Origin of the sequence: Vogesella oryzae (assembly GCF_902829295.1) — a bacterium.
Classification (GTDB): Bacteria; Pseudomonadota; Gammaproteobacteria; order Burkholderiales; family Chromobacteriaceae; genus Vogesella; species Vogesella oryzae.
In genome coordinates this window covers 82,433-101,237 of record NZ_CADEPL010000019.1, presented here as the reverse complement: position 1 = coordinate 101,237, position 18,805 = coordinate 82,433, and the positions used below count along the sequence as shown (strand labels likewise).

General features: G+C 57.2%; 13 protein-coding genes, 2 tRNA genes and 2 pseudogenes. 7 read left to right on the top strand and 10 right to left on the bottom strand.

Annotation, left to right across the window (positions count from 1 at the left end; translation table 11 throughout):
- Positions 1–3 precede the first annotated feature (3 nt).
- The 8 genes and pseudogenes from HU218_RS08105 to HU218_RS08070 all read right to left on the bottom strand — a co-directional run bounded on the left by HU218_RS08105 (position 4) and on the right by HU218_RS08070 (position 11,317).
- On the bottom strand, positions 4–1,344 hold the full coding sequence (locus HU218_RS08105) for a purine-cytosine permease family protein (RefSeq protein WP_174874433.1): 1,341 nt from the start codon (positions 1,342–1,344) through the stop codon (positions 4–6).
- A 206-nt stretch (positions 1,345–1,550) separates the two neighbouring features.
- Positions 1,551–1,910, bottom strand: a complete 360-nt coding sequence (locus tag HU218_RS08100; RefSeq protein ID WP_174874432.1) for a DUF1840 domain-containing protein — start codon at positions 1,908–1,910, stop codon at positions 1,551–1,553.
- A 45-nt stretch (positions 1,911–1,955) separates the two neighbouring features.
- Entirely contained in the window at positions 1,956–2,375 is a 420-nt protein-coding gene (locus tag HU218_RS08095) for a GGDEF domain-containing protein (protein WP_246210852.1), read from the bottom strand.
- A 142-nt stretch (positions 2,376–2,517) separates the two neighbouring features.
- A pseudogene (locus HU218_RS17180) lies at positions 2,518–2,910 on the bottom strand (PAS domain-containing protein); the annotation flags it as partial.
- A 152-nt stretch (positions 2,911–3,062) separates the two neighbouring features.
- Positions 3,063–4,547, bottom strand: coding sequence for an RNB domain-containing ribonuclease (locus HU218_RS08085; RefSeq protein ID WP_174874430.1), 1,485 nt, complete (start codon positions 4,545–4,547; stop codon positions 3,063–3,065).
- Between the two features lie 298 nt (positions 4,548–4,845).
- Entirely contained in the window at positions 4,846–7,968 is a 3,123-nt protein-coding gene (locus HU218_RS08080) for a transglycosylase domain-containing protein (RefSeq protein WP_174874429.1), read from the bottom strand.
- 726 nt (positions 7,969–8,694) lie between these two features.
- Positions 8,695–9,819 (bottom strand): hypothetical protein, encoded by a 1,125-nt coding sequence (locus HU218_RS08075; RefSeq protein WP_174874428.1) that lies wholly within the window; start codon positions 9,817–9,819, stop codon positions 8,695–8,697.
- The gene (locus HU218_RS08070) at positions 9,797–11,317 is read right to left on the bottom strand and encodes an AAA family ATPase (RefSeq protein ID WP_174874427.1); all 1,521 of its coding nucleotides are present in this window, start codon (positions 11,315–11,317) and stop codon (positions 9,797–9,799) included. The genes HU218_RS08075 and HU218_RS08070 overlap by 23 nt, the downstream gene beginning before the upstream one ends.
- Before the next feature lie 493 nt (positions 11,318–11,810).
- Here HU218_RS08070 and HU218_RS08065 point away from each other — a divergent pair, with 493 nt between their 5' ends.
- The 3 genes and pseudogenes from HU218_RS08065 to HU218_RS17175 form a co-directional block, all read left to right on the top strand.
- The gene (locus HU218_RS08065) at positions 11,811–12,920 is read left to right on the top strand and encodes a phage/plasmid replication domain-containing protein (protein WP_174874426.1); all 1,110 of its coding nucleotides are present in this window, start codon (positions 11,811–11,813) and stop codon (positions 12,918–12,920) included.
- On the top strand, positions 12,917–13,069 hold the full coding sequence (locus tag HU218_RS08060) for a hypothetical protein (RefSeq protein WP_174874425.1): 153 nt from the start codon (positions 12,917–12,919) through the stop codon (positions 13,067–13,069). The genes HU218_RS08065 and HU218_RS08060 overlap by 4 nt, the downstream gene beginning before the upstream one ends.
- 102 nt (positions 13,070–13,171) lie before the next feature.
- Positions 13,172–14,230, top strand: a pseudogene (locus HU218_RS17175) (recombinase family protein); the annotation flags it as partial.
- Between the two features lie 522 nt (positions 14,231–14,752).
- Here HU218_RS17175 and HU218_RS08045 read toward each other — a convergent pair.
- Positions 14,753–14,828 (bottom strand) — tRNA-Glu (locus HU218_RS08045).
- A 37-nt stretch (positions 14,829–14,865) separates the two neighbouring features.
- Positions 14,866–14,941: transfer RNA gene (locus tag HU218_RS08040), tRNA-Ala, on the bottom strand.
- Between the two features lie 142 nt (positions 14,942–15,083).
- On the opposite strand from HU218_RS08040, the gene hpnC reads away from it, so the two are divergent.
- Genes hpnC through HU218_RS08020 form a run of 4 tightly spaced genes read left to right on the top strand, consistent with a single transcriptional unit; the run spans position 15,084 to position 18,782 of the window.
- A complete protein-coding gene (gene hpnC / locus HU218_RS08035; protein WP_174874424.1) occupies positions 15,084–15,920 on the top strand; it encodes a squalene synthase HpnC in 837 nt (278 codons plus the stop codon).
- Entirely contained in the window at positions 15,917–16,762 is an 846-nt protein-coding gene (hpnD, locus tag HU218_RS08030; protein ID WP_174874423.1) for a presqualene diphosphate synthase HpnD, read from the top strand. The genes hpnC and hpnD overlap by 4 nt, the downstream gene beginning before the upstream one ends.
- A complete protein-coding gene (hpnE, locus tag HU218_RS08025) occupies positions 16,759–18,033 on the top strand; it encodes a hydroxysqualene dehydroxylase HpnE (protein ID WP_174874422.1) in 1,275 nt (424 codons plus the stop codon). Before hpnD ends, hpnE begins: the two co-directional genes overlap by 4 nt.
- The gene (locus tag HU218_RS08020; protein ID WP_174874421.1) at positions 18,030–18,782 is read left to right on the top strand and encodes an SDR family oxidoreductase; all 753 of its coding nucleotides are present in this window, start codon (positions 18,030–18,032) and stop codon (positions 18,780–18,782) included. The genes hpnE and HU218_RS08020 overlap by 4 nt, the downstream gene beginning before the upstream one ends.
- Positions 18,783–18,805: the final 23 nt, after the last annotated feature.

The following is an 18,805-nucleotide window of genomic DNA, read 5'->3' as shown; positions in this document are numbered from 1 at the left end:
AGCTTATTGCGCGCGATCTAGCACGGTTTCGCGGCTGGCGGCCGCGCGTTGCAGATAGCGATACAGCAGGAAGGACACCACAAAGGTCGCCGGGGCGGAGAAGCCGGCCAGCGTGCCGCCGACTTCCATCAGCGCAATGCCGACACCGGTAGCCACGAACCAGCTGGTAATACCCTCGCGGCGAATGGCCGGCGTGCCGTCATCCACGCTGGCGCCCAGCCCCAGCAGGATGTGCGCCAGGGCAATGCCCACCCAGGCCACCACGAAAATGCCCTGGTAGGCCAGCGCCTGCAGGATCACGCTGAACACATTGCCCAGCATCAGCAGGTAGACGATGCCGCCCACCACCACGCCCCAGGCCACCTTGGGCAGGCGGATGCCAAAAGCGCGGTCGAAGAAGCTCTGCATGTTTATCGTCGCCAGGTAGAAGTTGGCGGTGTTGATGCGCGTCTGGCTGACCCACACGAAGGCCAGGCCGGCAAAGCCCATCAGCTTGAGCAGTGCCAGCACCACCGACACCTCGCTCACCCCGCCGCTGGTCGGGATGCTGCTGGCCAGGAAGATGCCGGCCATGCCGTTGAGCAGGAAGGTAAACAGGTAGAACGGCAGCCCGAAGTTGAGCCGGGCGTGGTAGTCGCTGTCTTCCTCGCGGCCGAAGCGGGCGTAGTCCCAGGTGTACATCATCAGGATCCACACCCCCATGAAGTAGCTGAAGCAGTGCCCCCAGCCGTCGGCCGGGGCGCCGCCGGCCGGCGCCAGTTGCAGCCAGGCAGCGCTGTAACCGAACTCGCTGATGGTAAGAATCACCGCTGCGGCCAAGCCCAGTAGATAGAACGGCAGCAGCACGCCGTTGAGCTTGTCCAGCCAGCGCTGCACCGAGCCGAACACCAGCGGCACGCTGTACACCACCACCAGCAGGTAGGCCTGCTCGATGCTGAGTGAGGGGAAATAGTTCTGGATCGCCACCGCAATCACCGAGCCTTCGAACACCGCGTAGTAGATGGCGGTGGCAAAGAAGATCAGCGTGGCCAGCGCCGAACCGGACTGGCCGAACAGCGTGCGCGAGAACAGCGCCACCGACAGCCCGCTCTTGATGGCGTAGCGGCTGATTACCGCATTGATCGCGCTATAGCACACCGCCGACAGCGCCAGCCCGATCAGCGTGTTCACCGTGCCGTAGTTCAGTGCCAGGGTGGCGGAAACCACCAGCCAGAACATGGCGCTGCACACCGACCACCAGGCCATGCTCAGGCCCAGCCGTCCCATGCGGGCTGCGGCCGGAACCGGCCCGCGGGTAAAGTCCGGGTCGCTGTGCGCCCCGCTTTCATTGATGATGCTTGCCACGATGTCTCTCCCTTTTATGGTTGTCAGCCGTCAGGCTGTCACCATCGTAGAAAGGGGGAGGGAGGGCTGATAGCACACCAGCGCAGGGTTTCTGGACTGTGACTGCAGCCGGCGCAATACCGGCTACAGGTTGGCCGCACCGGCCGTTGCGGGGGGCAGGGAGGATGGGCGCTGGCAATAGCACGTTGCGGCCAACCCGTGCCGCTTCATACCCCCCAGGTGATGGCTTTGTTTTCGCGCAGCGAGAGTTTGAGCATTTCCAGCAACGGCTGGGCGCGCTGATAAAACGCGACCGGTGTCTCTGCCGGTTTGGCGTCGCTATTGTCCTTGTTGTGCTGCTGTTCTGCGCTTTGTTCCGGCTTGGGTTCCGGTTCCGGTATTGCTGCCAGGGCCTGGCTGTGCTGGATGGCTTGTTGCAGTGTCACGATGGCGTCCGGCATTTCTGCCACTGCAATCACGCCTTTGCTCTGCTTGGCATCCTTGCCCAGCAAGGCCAGCACATTTTCGGCGTCGCTACGGAACATCAGCAGGTTGCCTGCCGCCTGCGAGTGAAAAGTAAAGATCATGAAGTGCTCCCGGGGGTAGGGATGGGTACCGATCGCCGGCAATGGCTAAGAGTGGTAGCTGATGCGGTTGCCGCCCGTGGTTTTGGATTGGTACATCGCGGTATCGGCCAGCGCCAGCAGGACATCCGGCTCAGCGGCGTCCAGCGGATACAGCGCGACGCCGATGCTGACGGCCGGCTGCACGCTGTCCTGCTCCAGCGGGATCGGCTGGCGCACGGCCTGCAACATGCGCTCCAGCAGATGGTGGCACTCGGTTTGCTGCTGCAAGCCCCACAGCAGGACAGCGAACTCGTCACCGCCAAAGCGGGCGGCGGTATCGCCGCTGCGGATCGAGGCTTGCATGCGGCGGGCCACCTCCTGCAGCACGGTATCGCCCGCCTGGTGGCCATACTGGTCGTTGATTTCCTTGAAACCGTCCAGGTCGAGGAAGCCGATGGCGAGCATGGTGCCGCTGCGGTCTGCCATGCGCCATGGCCTGATGCAGGCGGTCGCTGAACAGCTGGCGGTTGGGCAGACCGGTCAGGGTGTCAAAGTGGGCGCTTTTCTCCAGTGCCTGCATCTGCAGCTTGCGCTGGGTGATATCCAGCATCACCCCGACATAGTGGGTAATGTCCTGTTGCTGGTCGTACACGGCGGCAATATCCAGCCGGACGGCGTAAAGCCCGCCATTGCGGTGGCGGTTCCATATCTCGCCACGCCACTGCCCGCTGGTGGCGAGTGCCTGTTTGATCTGTTCGAAAAACAGTTTGTCGTGAAAGTGCGAACTGAAGACCCGTGGCGTCTTGCCCAGCAGTTCCTGGCGCTTGAAGCCGGTGAGCTGGCACAGTGCCGGATTGACGTCGACGATGCGTTCCGCGGTATCGGTGACGCAGATGGCGATGCTGTCGTTATTGAATAGCGAGTCTGCCAGCCGCAAGCGTGACTCTACCGACCAGCCTACGGGAAAGCCGGGGCCGGTGGGGGCGGTGCTTGCTGCGGAGGTGTTGGCAATGGTGGGCATCACAGTTACCTGTTGATGCCAAACTAGTGGCGTATTGCTCGGCGGCGGCGCCTGTGGTGCGGCGCCGGCCACCATGTTGCTGGCTGGCGGCGAAAGTGCCGCTGTTAATCCGTTGTAGACGATAGGGTGCTGCCGGTGGCGGGCAATATCGGCTAGCGCGCAGCCTGATGCGGTAACTCGAAGTCGATGAAGCCGCGTTCTACCGAGGTGGCTACCAGTTGTACCCGCAGTAGCTGGCCCACTTTTAGTGCTGGCAGGGTGCCCCGCAGGCGTCCCTCGACGGGCGGATCGAAAATACGAACCCAGCTGCCGCTGTCGCCCAGCCCGGTAACGACTCCATCGAATTTCTGCCCGATACGGGAGTGCAACAGCAGTGCGGCCTCGGATTTCCGCAGCTGGCGCTCCACTTTCTTGGCGGCATCTTCCTGGGCGGTGCAGTGGCTGGCCAGCTCTTCCAGTTCCTCGTTGCTGTAAGGAGGCGGGTGGCCGGCCAGCGCGGCCTTGATCAGGCGCAGGGTGATCAGGTCCGGGTAGCGGCGGTTGGGCGCGGTGGAGTGCATGTAGTCCTGCACAGCCAGGCCAAAGTGGCCGATAGCCAGGGTATGGGGGCGCTCGACAACATATTCGCCAGCCCCCATCAGTTTGACGATTACCAGCGACAAATCGGGAAAGTGCAGCGGGTCAGCCTTGTGCTGGCGGGCTAGAAAAGCTTCCAGTGCGGGGCCGTCCGGTTGTTTGGGCAGGGTTACGTCATAGTCGTGGGCGACTTCCACGATGCGCTGCCAGCGCTCGGGAGAGCGCACCACCCGGCGCAGCGAGGCGCTGCCTTGTTCGGCCAGAAAACGCGCGGTACAGCCATTGGTGGCGATCATCAGTTCTTCGATCAGCTGGCGGGCACGGTTTTGCTGCTGCTGGCGGATCTCGGTGATGCGGTCGCCCTGGAACAGGGCTTTGGGCTGAAATGTCTCGAACTCCAGCGAGCCTTGCGCCCGGCGCAACACGCGCAGCTTCTGCGCCAGCTCATCCTGCATGCGCAAGGAGGCCGGCAGGCCGGCGATGCCGCGGGCGGCTTCCGGCAGTTCGCCGTCACCTTCAATCCAGGCCGATACCGCGTCATACGCCAGCTGTGCCTTGTTTCTGACGATGGCGCGGTAAAGCGTGGCGTGTGCCAGGATGCCATCGCCGGAAAATGCCATTTCATTGACCAGAGCCAGCCGGTTTTCATTGACGTTGAGCGAGGTCAGGTCGGTAGACAGCCGCTCCGGCAGCATCGGAAAGATGCGCGCCGAGGTGTAGACCGTGGTGGTGTTAAGGCGGGCATGCTCGTCAATGGCGGTGCCCTTGGGTACCAGGGCATCGACATCCGCTACCGCGACAAACACCCGCCTGGCGCCGTGGGCCAGGCACTCGATCGCCGTGAGCTGGTCAAGATCACGCGAGTCGTCGTTGTCGATGGAGCACCACATCAGCCCGCTAAGGTCGCGAATGCTGCTGTCGTCGGCACGGGCCGGGCCTTTGATCTGGTTGAGCTGTTTGTTGACGGCAGGCGGAAACTCCGGCGCCAGCCCGCGGCTGAACATGGCCCAGCTGGCGATGGTGGCCAGGTTGACGCGGTGATTGGCAAGCGCGTTGCGCATGGGCTGGTCCAGGGTGTGGGTGAGGCAAGCTTGCCGGCAGTCATGGCGCCGACAGCGGCGGCCGCACATCTGGGAGAGCGCAAGCCGGGCAGGCCGCTATTTCCTCACTATAGTGTGGCGCGGCTGGCTGCTCCGGCTTTTCCGGCACGGGAGGCAGGGCTGACTCTGTGTTGCCATTAGCGGTGTGGCGGCAGCGACTGTGCGGCCAACCTGCCGGCCGCACAGGGGGGCAGTATCCCGGGTGCTCACGGAGGATTGCCGGGCCGCCGGAGGCTGGTTGGCCGCGCCGGCACGGCGCTCAGTTGATGGCAAAACCCGGCAGTTGCCGGAACGGGCGCCGGTCGTTCTGGCTGCTGGCGACCGGCTGTGGTGTCTGCTCCGCTGCCGGGCTGTTACGCAGTGTCAGCCGCTTCTTCAGCGTGGGGGCCAGCACCTTCAGGATTTGCACCGGTAGTGCGCTGGTGAACTGGTAATCGGCGGCTTGCGGGCCGGCGACATAGGCGACCAAGGTGCCGAAGTAGCGATCGCCGATATAGAACACAAACGCGCCGGAGCGGCTGACTACCCGCTCCGAAGTCAGCACGCCGCCCTTGGCAAACACCTTGAAACGGTTGTCGCCGGTGCCGGTCTTGCCGCCAACCAGGATGTGGGTGCCATCCGCCAGATCGAAGGCGCCGGAGACGCGGCGCGCGGTACCCTGGTCCACCACCTCGGACAATACTTTGCGCACGACCTGCGGAATCTCTGGCGGCAGCACCCGGTTGCCGTTGGCCGCAGTTTTTGCCAGCTTGGTTTCGTACGGGGTGTTGGCCGCAAAGTGGATGGTGTCGAGATAGCCGACTGGCAACCGCACGCCATCGTTGGACAGGATGCCCATCAGCTCGGCCAGCGATGCCGGCCGGTCGGCAGAGGCGCCAAGGGCGGTGGCATAGGACGGCACCAGCGAATCGAACGGGTAGCCAAGCTGCTGCCAGGTCTTGTGGATCTGCTTGAAGGCATCGATCTCTTTTATCTCGCTGATGCGGGTGGCTTGTCCGGCCTTGTTTTTACCCTCCAGTAACCACTGGTATACCTCTTGCCGTTGCTGGGTGCTGGCGCTGACCAGTTCGGACCAGCCGGCATTGGGGTGGCGATGCAGATAGCTTGCCAGCCACAGCTCCAGCGGGTGCACATTGGCCAGATAACCGCGGTCGGCCAGGTTGAAGCGGCCGGGGGCAAACTCGTCATACAGCTTGGCGAGGGTTTTCTGATCCGGCTTTTGCGCAGCGGTCAGATGCTGGGACAGGAAGGCGCTGAATTGCGCCATATCGGCTTCCGGCTGGAGGCTGCGGAAGATCACCGCCAGCTTTTTGGGGCTCTGGCGGGCGCGTTCGACCAGCAGGGTGTCGATTTCGGCCAGTGTCTTGTGACGGTATTTGTTGTAGAAGCCGGCGAGGAAGGTGCGGCCTTCGCGGTCGGCAAAGCGTTGCAGATAGTCTTTGCGCGCGGCGGCATCATCGACGGTCGCGTTGGCCGGTGCCATGTAGTAGCGGACGATGTCGCGCATCAACCGGATGTAGACCAGGTTGACGGAGCGGCGGGTGGCCTCGCGCACGGTCAGTATCTTGCTGTCGTCATTCTTGTCGAAGTTGTTGAAGGTGTGCATCCCGCCACCGGTAAAGAAGTTTTCGGCCGGGCTGGCGGAGTAGGTGCGCAGCAGAGAGGCCTCCAGCATGGCGGTCAGATCGTGGTCCGGCGTCTGGCGCAGGTAGTCGATGGCCCAGCGCTGCAGCAGCGGTTCCTTGCCGCTGAGCTTGATGGCGGCCAGCTGCTGGCTGTCCATCGCGCCGTAGCGCTGGTGCAGTTCGTTGATTACGCCGAGGTAAGTCACCAGTGTGCGCAGCTTGGCAGTGGAACCGAGGTCCAGCTTGGCGCCTTCGTTGATGTCGAATGGCTGGTCAAAGTTGTCTGCCTGCACCCGCACCTTGTTGCCGTCGGCTGTGCGCTCGATCAGGGTAAAGCTGTAGGTCACGCCTTGCGGCGAGCCTTGCTGCAGCAGGTGCTGGTCAAGCAGGTTGGCCGCCTTGGCGTATTCCGGATCGCGCAGTTTGATCAGCTCGGCGGTGATGTCCTGCTGCAGCTGGAAGTCCAGCGTGCTGCTGGCGCTCAGGTCGAGGTGGTCCAGGTCGTACATGCGCGGCACGCCAAGCAGGTTGGCCAGCTTGATGCGAACTGCATTGGCACCTTTCTGCTTGATGGGCGGGGCACTGGCGGGGCGCGCCAGCTCCCGTTGCTGTCGCAGCGAGACCTTCAGTGCGGCATCGCGCAGCTCGGGGGTGATTGCCTTGTCCTTGGCCATCAGCCGCAGGTAGGCATCGGTCATTCCTTCCAGCACTTTCATGTCGCCGTTAAGCAGGGTAGACGGGCTGCGCTGCGAGATCATCAGACTGAGCGCCTCCTTGAAGACCGTGGCGCGCTCGCTGGCCAGCGTGGTGGAATTGCCGGCCAGTGCCCGGTTTACCTGCTCGAAGCTGCGGCCATACCACGCCCACATGCCATCGCCGATGCCGGATATCTCGCCATAGCCCGAGCGTGCGGCCAACGGCACGGTATTGAGGTAGGCCAGCACCAGTTGTCGCCGGGCCTGGGTGGTGTCCTCGCCGTGCATATAGGCGCGAACCGAGGCGGAAAGCATCTGGCGAAGTTTTTCCTGGTCCGAGGCGGTGCGTCCTTCGGGGGAATGGCGGTATTTCTCGATCTGTGTTGCCAGGGTGCTGGCCCCGGCCGGGCGATAACCGGAATCAAGCAGGTGTACGCCTTTGTCGAACAGTGCCTTGGTAAAGCGTGACCATTCCACCGCCGGATTGCGCAGCGGATTTTCCTGGTCCAGCAGGGTGTGGTTTTCGATGTACAACAGCCCGCTGACCAGCAGTGGCGGCAAGGCATCGAAATCCGGATACACGCGCTGCGGATAATGTGCCTGGTAGATAGGCTGGTTAAAGCTGTCGTACAGCGTCAGCCCCGCCTGATCCTTCTCGCGATAGGGTAGGTACAGACCCAGCGGTAGTAGTGGTGCGGTCAGGCCGTGGTCTGCCAATGCCGTCATGCCAGCTGACTGTTCTGCCTGGGCGGTGACGGTATAGCCGCGTGTGTTCAGCCGCTGCAGAAAGGTTGGCATGCCAGCGTAACCTAGCCGCAGATCGTAGGGGCCGTTGGCGGTGGGGTAGCGGATGGATTTGCTGCTGCCTGGCTTGAGTTCGAACCTGGCGTCATGGGCGATCCGGGAAAAGTACTGGGCCTGCAGTCGCGATGTTTGCAGTTCTTCCACTATCAGATAAACCGCCAGCCCGACCAGTAGTAACGCCAGCAGGAATAACGACCGGCGAACGAGGCTGTGAGGCTTGCTGTGGCTCAGTTTGAGGTTGACTTCGGAGTTATCCATGGCGATTTTTCACCAGTGAGATTTGGATAAGAAACGGATGGGTAATCAACTCAAACACTCGGGGTGCTAACGCCATGCTCACCCAGGCTTGTGCTGTGGCCGCTAGGAGTGACCTGCGATCCGCGTGCCTTGTTATCGCATGCCGGCTGGGTTCAGTAAAGCACCGATGGCAACTGCCGGCAGGGTGGTGAGCGGGACTCTGTATGAAGCATAGTCGTCGTCATGACGCTCTGCTTTCTGCGGTGTGCTGCTTGTGGTCGTGGACGTGGGAAACAAAAAAGCCACCGGAGGGTGGCTTTTTTGTTTGTGTTGGCGTGCCAAGGGGGATGAAGCAGGTAACTGGAACTCAACGCTATTTTTTATGTTCCAGTCAAAAGAGTAAGCGCTCTGGTAGGGACTACACTTAGCTGTAATCCTATTATTTTCTTAATGTTATAAACAAGTTATGCGTGGTAACTTTTTATCTTCCAGTCGAAGCACTAAAATCTCCACGTGAAAATTTTTTGCCTCCGCATTCTGCGTGGATTAATTGATCACGAACTTCATCCAAGGCGAGGCATCATTAATGCCAATTAATTACCAGAATGACAAAAAAATTAAGTGGCATATTTGTCGCCCCAATGCACCTGTAGATATTGAATTTGACGGCAAGTGGAGTAAATCCTCCACTTGCCAAGTAATTACAAAAGAGAGCCGTGTGCATTTATGGAGTAATAAATTACACCTCTAGGAACGCATTACTTCGCCGGTGCATAACCAGGATTTTACATTCAATACGATTTTTCTGTAGGTGTCTCTCATGTGTTCATTTTCCTCGTTGGATAGCGCCTCTCTCCAGTCAATTGTATTATTGGATAATAATGAAGCAAGCAGCTTGCTGCTAAGGCTTGGTACAATTTTGCAGTTGCAGTTTGATTTATCCTGAGAGCAGCAGTTTGTGCTTATTTTTAATTTTTCTAACACACCATTCCAGTAATTGGAATAGGGTGTTTGAGATTTTAAATCTGCCCCAGCCACTCCCTTTTTTAAAGGCAAGAATTTCCAGCTGACATCATCATATATTTTTTTTATTTTACTGAACTCTTCTATTTGATCTTTCCCTTTGTCTTTTATGTATTCCATTTCTGTTATTTTAATTGGAAGAATGTTCTCAATGGAGTATGTGTTTATTATAATTGCCTCGCAATAATTACTGGGATTTTTTGCATCTGAATCCACTATGAATTTGGCAGTGTCGCCTAGTCCATCTTGCGGGAATTTTCTATCCGAATCTGCAATACAAAGGCAGAGGTCAAGTCCTTGATTTTTGTAATAATCGTACTGATTTGATATCGTATTGCCACCGCCGCCAGTATATCTTGACTTATGAGTTTTTAATCTAGACAAGTCAAAACATTGATCATCAAAAAAATTATCCGCTATTACCGTCGAGTAAAACTCGCAGTCAGACAGATTTTCCGCCAGTAAATATGGAGGATAAAGGAAGTTTGATTTGTTTATTGAGTTGCAACTTACCACAAGTAAATTTCCTAGTTTTCTAGGTTTTGTGGTTTTCCCCGTAACATAAATGATTTTTGTTAACGATTTTAGAAGTGATTTTTTTTGACGCTGTTTAATTTTTATTTTTCTAATTATTTCTGCAGCCCTATTGTTTCCTTGGGCAGCCAAGTGGTGGAAAATAATATCTAGCGTCATCTCATGGGCAGAAACTAAGATTAATCCTTTTTTTCTGGCTTCAATCAAGCTGTGTACAAAATCAATTGACTCTACGTAGTTAACATTATTTGCAATGTTTTCTGCGATGGATTTGGATATGTGAAATAGCACATCACTCTCCATCAAAAAAGCCATACGGCCAATTGTTCAAAAACCCGCCTTCATCGTAGTGAGCTTCTCTAATTGAAGCGAAGTTCTTTTTTTCCACCAAATAAATGCCGGCATCATCTTTTGTTATTGTTTTGTTTTCAATACTTCGACCAATCGAGTTAATTATTTGTTCACTATGAGTCTCAATAAGTAAGCGCAAGTCAATTCCGGAGTTCTTAGCAATTTCTATTGTTTTGCAAAGCGCCTCTCCCACCTTAGATTGCATCTTAGGATGAAGGTGTAACTCGGGTTGTTCAATTACTATTGATGTTGGAATGTTCATCCATGCCGTTCTTTTGTTCTTACTATTGGTTACGTGCCAAACTTGTATTAATATTGGCAATATTTGTGAAAAACCAAAACCATTGTCAGCAATATTTGTGATTGATTCATTTTCATCTACGATAAAAATCGAAGCATGTCCTCTTGTCGACTCTATTTTTATTTTGAACTTTAATTCCCTTTTCAGCCAATGGTTTAGCTCTTCAATGTCGGTTGGTCTCATGGCGTTCAAGTACATCGCCAAATTGCTACCGTTCGGATCTAGTTGGTCAATAGAAATGTTTTTTATTCGATAATAACGATCTGCAGCTGCTCGCAGTGGAGTTATGTAACGGGATTCATGGAAAAACATTACAAAATAGTGTGAAACTGAATCGAGAATGTCTGCAAGATTGTTTGCAATTACTAGATTCTTAATTGCTTTAAATCTTTCGGTTTCAGGGTTCCATGTGCTTGTAACATGTGCGCCATGTACTCCAGTTAAATATGAGCTCTTTAGCTGTCGTAATAGCACATGATCGGAATCATATTTAAAATATTGCGCTATATTTTCTATTGTTTTCTCTGATGTTCGGTGATGCGTTATTTCTTTAATTTTCGACATTAGCATTGATGCTACAACATTTCTATTCTCCCGCTCCATTTGATAGTATCTACGTGCGGATGGAATAACAGAAAAATCTTTGAAAAACACATAATTTTCGAGGATTTCTTTTGTGAAATTATGTGAATTTATTATGATTTCTTCAGGCTTTGAATTAGGCCTTGTTTTAATGCTAATGACATTGTTGTGAATTTTTATTGTGAGTAGGGTGTAGCTTTTGCTATCATATTCCTCTTCGCTTACACTGATCGTTAAGCTTACAGGTATTACCTCTTTGCTTTCTTTTTGACTTCTCCGTCTTTGTATTGAGGTGGTTTTGTAGTCAAACTTAAATGAAATTTCTTTGTTGTCTACGCTATCTTCTTTGTGGGCGAGCATGTTTAGCGATTCGGTAAATGTTCCAAAGTCCACATATTTACCTGACCACAATATACTCCCAAGCGTCTTTTCTTCCATGCTCTGTTTGAATAGCGGTATTGATCGTAGTATGCTGCTTTTGCCTGAGCTATTCTCTCCGACAAATATTGTGATCGGTTTTATTTTTATCTTGCCAGTGTTTTTAAAGCTTTTTAAATTTGATATTTCGAAAGAATCCATAGTTATTCCTTTAGTGTGTTGCTATTGCTAATTAGCTTACTTTAAAATATTAAAAGCTGCTGTTTGTTTTGATAAATAGATTGGCAGGATTTTTTTATTTGCTATAGCTTTGGTAAACATGTGTGCTTTACAAATTCCGCCTCCCAGCTTGGTAACACGGGGGGCTACGGCTACGTCCCGCAAAATGCCCTTGTTCTTATCGATAGTGGCGGCTATGCTGTTCTATGTCAACGGCAATACCACTACCCATAGTTGGTGATCAATCGAACCGAAGTGGCGAGGCATGAAGTCCTGATCGCTAAAGAGAGCGAAGGCTGAAGACCTGAACGCGAACCGCGTAGGCAAAAGACCTCTGACGAGTCCCCGGCATTACTTAAAACCGCTATTCACTTACCAGCCGACATGACAACTTCCCCTTTGCTAACAAGGGTTTGGAGTTGTTCAGCCTTCGGCTGATGCTATGGCTCCATTCCCGAACCTGAATGGAGCCATCATGTCTCTGACTACGCATATCGAGCAGGAGCAGTTGGCGTGCGAAACACGCTTTCTGCTTGCCGGCCATGACACTGTGCAGTGCGCCTACTACCTGCATCGTGCGGCACACTGCACACTCGACTTCACCTTCCTGAGCATTGAGAAAGAACGCTTGCGCCAAGCCAAGCAGCGGGATGCCTGCGTGCTGATTGTTGGCGGCATGCCGTGGTCGCTCAAGCCGTACGGCAGCGGCTCCGGCTATCCGCTGGTGATGGAGAATGCGGACTTCAAGGTGGAGTTCGGCGAGTTCAACAACCCGTCGTTCTTTGTCACCTACCGCAGTCAGGCGCTGTGGCAGCACGGTGCCATGGCCTTGCACCAGCGCTTCCTGCAATGGGCGGATGGGGTGGGGCTAGCCAGTGTCAAACCGCCGTCGCTGTCGCGGGTAGATTTCACCTTTGATTACTTCCTACCTAAGCGGGACTTCGACTTGCAGAGCTTTGTCAGCTTGGCGGGCAAGGATAGCCAGTACCGCGAGAACGGGCAGGAGCAGACCTTTGCCTTCGGTAAGGGTGATGTGATGCTGCGGGTGTACGACAAGGTGGCTGAGATTGCCCAGCAGAGTGACAAGGTATGGTTCCTTCCGCTGTGGGGTGTGGAGCAAGGCGTGTGGCGTATCGAATGGCAGGTACGCAAAGCCATTCTCAAGCGCTTTGGCATCCGCACCATGGATGACCTGTTCGAGCGACAGGCAGACTGCCTGCGCTATCTGGCGAACGAACATGACAGCCTGCGCGTGCCTTCTGGCGATAGCAATCGTTCACGCTGGCCGCTGCATCCGCTGTGGCTGGACTTGTTGCAGCAGATTGAGCTGCTGGATGGGCAAGGAGTCTACCGTGAGATTGACCCGAAGATGGTGCTGGATGAGCGGTTAATGCGCATCGGCGTCAGCCTGTACGGCTACGCCAAGCGGGTGGCGGCCATCGAGTGCCTGCGCAGCGGGCGAGAGTTCATGGCTCTGGATGAAGCAGTGGGCAAGATAGACCGCCTGCTGCAACGGGTGCATGACGCAGCGACCTGGCGCAGCGATGTGGAAAAACGGGTAACGGAAATGAGGCTAGGCTTATGAAAACCCCTCGCCAAAATCAGTTGCCGTACGAGCTGGCTTTCTACGGGCATGAGACCAGTCCGGAGTTGCGTCAGGCCGAGCTAAGGCAATGGACGCTATATCTGCCGGACTTGCTGCCGTCCCTGCTGCAAAGCATCGACAAGGACTAAACCCAGCCGCCTAGCCTTGCCGGCTGGCCAACGCGAGCGCTTGCGCCGCGTGGGCCAGCTTGGCAAGGCGCGCTGGCGGTGTATCGCTATTGTGAGGATGCCATGGCTGTTGCCCTGTATGCCCGTGTTTCCACTGTCCGTCAGGCAGACAACGATTTATCGATACCCGACCAACTGCGCCAGATGCGTGAATGGTGCGAACGGCAGGGGTATGTCATTAGTCACGAGTATGTCGAGCCGGGCGCGTCTGCTACCGATGACCGTCGTCCCGTGCTGCAAGAGATGATGCAAGAGGCGTTGCGGTCGCCGCCTCCGTTTGAGGCCATCGTGGTGCATAGCCTGTCGCGCTTCTTCCGCGACTCGGTGAGCATGGGGTTGTACGAGCGCAAGCTGGCCAAGTTCGGGGTGAAGCTGATTTCCATCACCCAGATGACAGGTGACGACCCTGCCGGCGAAATGGCACGCAAGATTTTCAGTGTGTTTGACGAGTACCAGAGCAAGGAGAACGGTAAGCACACCTCCCGCGCAATGAAAGAGAACGCACGGCAGGGATTCAACAACGGCTCCCTGCCACCGTTCGGCTATTGCACGGTGGAGGCGGAAGCCACCACTTCACGTGGCAGGCACAAGAAGCGTCTAGCCGTTTACGAACCAGAGGCGGCGTTGGTGCGCCAAATCTACGACCTGTACTTACATGGCTATCAAGGCAGACCGATGGGCCTCAAGGAGATTGCGGCTCACTTGATGGAACGGGGTCTATTGATGCGTGGCAGGCCGTGGCGTATCCAGCAGGTGCATACCATTTTGTCTAAGCCGTTGTATGTGGGCGAGCGCTACTTCAACGTAACCCCCGCCAAGAGTCGCAAAAAGAACCCGCCAGAGCAGTGGGTAAAGCAGGAAGTAGAACCGATCATAGATCGCGCTACCTTTGACGACGTGCGAGCGCTGCGCAGCGCTCGTGCGCCGTCGAAGGTGGCTCCCCGCCTCGTCAGCAGCGAAACCTTGTTAACGGGCTTGCTGCGGTGTGGACATTGCGGAGCGGCGATGACGATAGTTACCGGCAAGAGCGGCCGCTACCGCTACTACAAGTGCAACAACCGGCATAACAAGCAGAATGACATCTGTCCAAGCAAATGCCTGCCAATGGACAAGCTTGACAATGCCGTACTGCATTTCTTTGCCGAACAGTGGCTAATACCGGAACGGATCAGCGGCTTACTAGAGGAATGGCGGCAGCAACTTAGCCTGCGCAAGTCAGGACAGCAGGATCGCTACACTCAGGTTCAGCGCACGCTGGCTGACATCGAGGCACGGCAGGCACGATTGCTGGATGCAATCGAGACTGGCGCGCTGCCAGTGGCAGACCAGTCGATTCGTTCACGGCTGGACAGACTGAAGGCGGAGCGCGAGGCGCAGCTGGTCGAGCTGGCGGGCATAAAGCGAGTACAGATTGCTCCTGTCGAGAAGATCACCCAGCAACAGATTGGCTTGTTCTGTCAGGTGCTGCGTGATCGACTACTGGTGGACAAGGTGTTTGCCAAGCAGTATCTGCGGGTGCTGCTACGTGACATACGAATCACGGCAATGGGAGAGGCTGTGATGAGCGGGGATTATGCCGAACTGGCGCAGACGGTGCTGGAAATGAAAAAAGGCACCGAATCGGTGCCTTCCTTCATACGCATATGGCGTCCCCACGGGGAGTCGAACCCCGGTTATCGCCGTGAAAGGGCGGTGTCCTAGGCCTCTAGACGATGGGGACGAAAAAAATCCGACCGAAGTCGGATTTTTTGTATTCGTGGTGGAGGTAAGCGGGATCGAACCGCTGACCTCTTGCATGCCATGCAAGCGCTCTCCCAGCTGAGCTATACCCCCACAAGAGGCTGCGTTGTTCAACGCGGAGCGCAGTTTAGTTGGCAGGGTGGCTGACGTCAAGCATTAATTTTGCAAGCAATGGGAGGCGTCCTGTTGGCTTCGCATATAATGCGCGTTTGCCAATGCAGATGGATGGGCGCCGATGGCGGTCGATCACTACGAAAATTTCCCGGTAGGTTCGCTGGCCCTGCCGCGCCGGATGCGCAAGGCGGTGCATGTGATCTATCACTTTGCCCGCCATGCCGACGATATCGCCGATGAGGGCGATGCGCCGGCGGTGGAAAGGTTGGCCGCATTGCAGGCGCTACGTGTGGAGCTGGATCGTATCGCGGCCGGTGCCATGCCAGAGCAGCCGTTGATGCAGGCGCTGGCTCGGGTGATCTCCGAAAGAAAACTGCCGCTGCAGCCGTTCTATGATCTGCTGTCGGCCTTCAGCCAGGACGTGGAAAAGACCCGCTATCAAAATTTTGCCGAACTGGTGGATTACTGCCGCCGTTCGGCCAACCCGGTGGGGCGGCTGATGCTGGCGCTGTACGGCGAGCACGACAGCCGCAGCTTGGCTATGAGCGATGGCATCTGCACGGCGTTGCAGCTGATCAACTTCTGGCAGGATGTGGCGATCGACTGGCAGAAGGGGCGGGTGTACATCCCGCAGGATGATCTGGCAAAACTGCGCATCAGTGAAGAGCAGATTGCGCGCAGCGATGCCGGTGGCGTGTGGCCGATGCTGATGGACAAGGAAGTCAAACGCGCACTGGCGATGTTGCAGGCCGGCTCGCCATTGGCCCTCAAGCTGAAGGGGCGATTTGGTTTCGAGCTGCGCATGATCGTGCTGGGCGGCGAGCGCATTCTGAAAAAAATTCACGATGCCCGCGGTGATGTGTTCAACCATCGCCCGGTATTGGGCTGGAAAGACTGGCCGGTGATTATCGGCAAGGCGCTGTGGGCGCCGTATGCCAGAAAAGGGAGACGGGCGTGACCCCGCAGCAATATTGTGAAGACAAGGCCGCCAAGAGCGGTTCCAGCTTTTACGCCAGCTTCCGCTACCTGCCCAGGGACAAGCGCGATGCCATGGTGGCGCTGTATGCCTTCTGCCGCGAGGTGGATGACGTGGTGGACGAGATTCACGATGACAACGTGGCGCGTACCACGCTGGCATGGTGGCGCAGCGAGCTGGCCGCTTTGTACGAAGGCCAGCCGACTCACCCGGTAATGCGCGCGCTGCAGCCGCATGTGGCTGCGTTCGATCTGCCGCAGGAGTGGTTGGCCGAGATCATCGACGGCATGCAGATGGATCTGGATGTGCCGCGTTACAACCGCTTTGCCGATCTGCAGCTGTACTGTCACCGCGTTGCCGGGGTGGTGGGGCAGTTGTCGGCACAGATTTTCGGCTATAGCGACCGCGCCACGCTGAAGTACGCCCACGAGCTGGGGCTGGCATTCCAGCTCACTAACATCATTCGCGATGTGGGCGAGGATGCGCGCCGCGGCCGGCTGTACCTGCCGGTAGAAGACCTGCAGCGCTTTGGCGTGCCGGCGGCGGATATCTTTGCCTATAAGGAAAGCCCGCAGTTTGCCGAGCTGATGCAGTTTCAGATCGCACGCGCGCATGAGCATTATCGCAAGGCCTGGCAGCTGCTGCCGGCGGCGGATCGCAAGGCGCAGCGCATCGGCCTGGTGATGGCAGCGATCTACCGCGCCACACTGGACGAAATCGCGCTGGATGGCCCGGGCAAGGTGCTGAACCAGCGGCTGTCGCTGTCGCCGGGGCGTAAGATCTGGCTGGCATGGAAGACCTGGAACTTCGGCTACAAGCCGTGAAACCGCGCGTTGCTATCATTGGTGCCGGCTGGGCCGGCCTCGCCGCCGCGATCGAGCTGGCCGATGCGGCCAACGTTGTGGTGTTTGAAGCCGGTCGCGTGCCCGGTGGTCGCGCCCGTAGCGTGGAGCTGGATGGCATGCGGCTGGATAACGGCCAGCACATCCTGATCGGCGCGTATCGCGAATGTCTGCGGCTGATGCGCAAAGTGGGGGTCGATCCGCAGCAGACGTTGGCCGCACAGCCGCTGGCCTGGCAGCAAATTGACGGTATTTCCATGCGATGCCCGGACTGGCCGGCGCCGTGGCATCTGCTGGCCGGGCTGCTGGTGGCTAACGGGCTGCGCTGGCGCGACAAGCTGGCCATGTTGCGGCTGTTGACCTGGCTCAGGGTGCGGCGCTGGCAAATCGGGCAGGATGTTGCCGCGCAACGTTGGCTGCAACAGCATGGCCAGAGCGAGCGGCTGTTGCAGTGTTTCTGGTCGCCGCTGATTCTGGCCACGCTCAATACCCCGCCGGCGCAAGCTTCCATGCAATTGCTGGCCAATGTGCTGCGCGACAGCCTCGGCTCGTCACGTGGCGAGGATAGCCGGCTGCTGCTGCCGCGTGTCGATCTGGGCGCCTTGTTTGCCGCGCCGGCCGTGCAGTGGTTGGCCGCACACGGCGGCGATATCCGGCTGGGTAAGCGCGTCACGGCACTGGATCTTACGGCGCAGATGGTGGACGGTGAAAGCTTCGATGCCATCATTGTCGCCACCGCGCCGTACCATGCTTTACGCCTGGTGAATGCCCCGGCACTGACAAACTTGCTCAAGGCATGGCAATACCAGCCGATAACCACCGTATACCTGCAGTTCGCCGGCAGGGTGACTTTGCCGGCGGTGATGACCGGGCAGGCGCAAGGGCTGGGGCAATGGTGGTTTGATCGCGAGGCATTGAGCGGGGAGGCCGGGCTGGTGTCGGTAGTAATCAGTGCCGAAGGGGCGCATGACAACCTGACACACGATGCATTGCTGGCGCAGGTCGAGCAGGAACTGCGCCGTGCGGTGCCTGACTTGCCTTCATTGCTCGGCGGGCGCGTGATTACCGAGCGCCGCGCTACCTTTGCGGCCAACGTTGCGTTGCCGCGCCCCGATGTGCGACTTCCCGTAAAATCGGGCTATCTGGCGGGTGACTGGCTGTGTGCCGACTACCCGGCTACCCTCGAAGGAGCGGTACGCAGCGGCATTGCCGCCGCCGGTGCCCTTATGCAGGACTGGACAACAAGAACATGATGCAAACTTTTGACGATAATTATCTGGCCGGCCGCGTGATTCTGGTGACCGGCGCCACGCAAGGGGTTGGCCGCGAGACGGCTCTTGCCGCGGCAAAGCATGGCGCAACCGTGGTGCTGCTGGCGCGTAGCGTGCGCGGACTGGAGAAGGTGTACGACGACATCGTGGCGCAGGGCTCGCCGGAGCCGGTAGCTATTCCGCTGGATTTGCTGGAAGCCACCGACGACGCGTTCAATACGCTGGCTTACCAGATCAAGCATGCGGTGGGGCGTCTGGATGGCATTGTGCATTGCGCCCAGCACTTCTTTGCGCTGTCGCCGCTGACCGACCAGCGCATCGACGAATGGATGAACCAGTACCGTATCAATACGGTAGCGCCGTTTGCCTTGACCCGCGCCTGTCTGCCGCTGCTGAAGGCGGCGGAAGACGCCAGCGTGGTGTTCGTGGGCGAAACCCATGGCCAGAAAGCCGGCCCGTTCTGGGGGGCGTTTGGTGCTTCCAAGGCCGGCCTGAATTATCTGATGCAGGTGGCCGCATCGGAGTGGGACATGTATCCCAACCTGCGGGTGAACCTGTTGGTGCCGGGCGCGGTCAATTCACCATTCCGCACCCGTACCCATCCGGGTGAAGACAAGAGCGAGCGCGGCAATCTGGTGGACCTGATGCCGCACATGTTGTACTGGCTTGGCGCGGCCAGTAGCGGTCGCAGCGGTGAAGTTATCGAGCTGGATCTGCGCAACAAGAAATAGGGACAAACGATGCGGGCATATCT

Coding starts and splice junctions, on each gene's coding strand:
- HU218_RS08020 (WP_174874421.1), top strand. CDS start 18,030: ATGATGCAAACTTTTGACGATAATTATCTGGCCGGCCGCGTGATTCTG.
- HU218_RS08100 (WP_174874432.1), bottom strand. CDS start 1,910: ATGATCTTTACTTTTCACTCGCAGGCGGCAGGCAACCTGCTGATGTTC.
- HU218_RS08075 (WP_174874428.1), bottom strand. CDS start 9,819: ATGGCTTTTTTGATGGAGAGTGATGTGCTATTTCACATATCCAAATCC.
- HU218_RS08065 (WP_174874426.1), top strand. CDS start 11,811: ATGTCTCTGACTACGCATATCGAGCAGGAGCAGTTGGCGTGCGAAACA.
- hpnC (WP_174874424.1), top strand. CDS start 15,084: ATGGCGGTCGATCACTACGAAAATTTCCCGGTAGGTTCGCTGGCCCTG.
- HU218_RS08060 (WP_174874425.1), top strand. CDS start 12,917: ATGAAAACCCCTCGCCAAAATCAGTTGCCGTACGAGCTGGCTTTCTAC.
- HU218_RS08085 (WP_174874430.1), bottom strand. CDS start 4,547: ATGCGCAACGCGCTTGCCAATCACCGCGTCAACCTGGCCACCATCGCC.
- HU218_RS08095 (WP_246210852.1), bottom strand. CDS start 2,375: ATGGCAGACCGCAGCGGCACCATGCTCGCCATCGGCTTCCTCGACCTG.
- HU218_RS08080 (WP_174874429.1), bottom strand. CDS start 7,968: ATGGATAACTCCGAAGTCAACCTCAAACTGAGCCACAGCAAGCCTCAC.
- HU218_RS08070 (WP_174874427.1), bottom strand. CDS start 11,317: ATGGATTCTTTCGAAATATCAAATTTAAAAAGCTTTAAAAACACTGGC.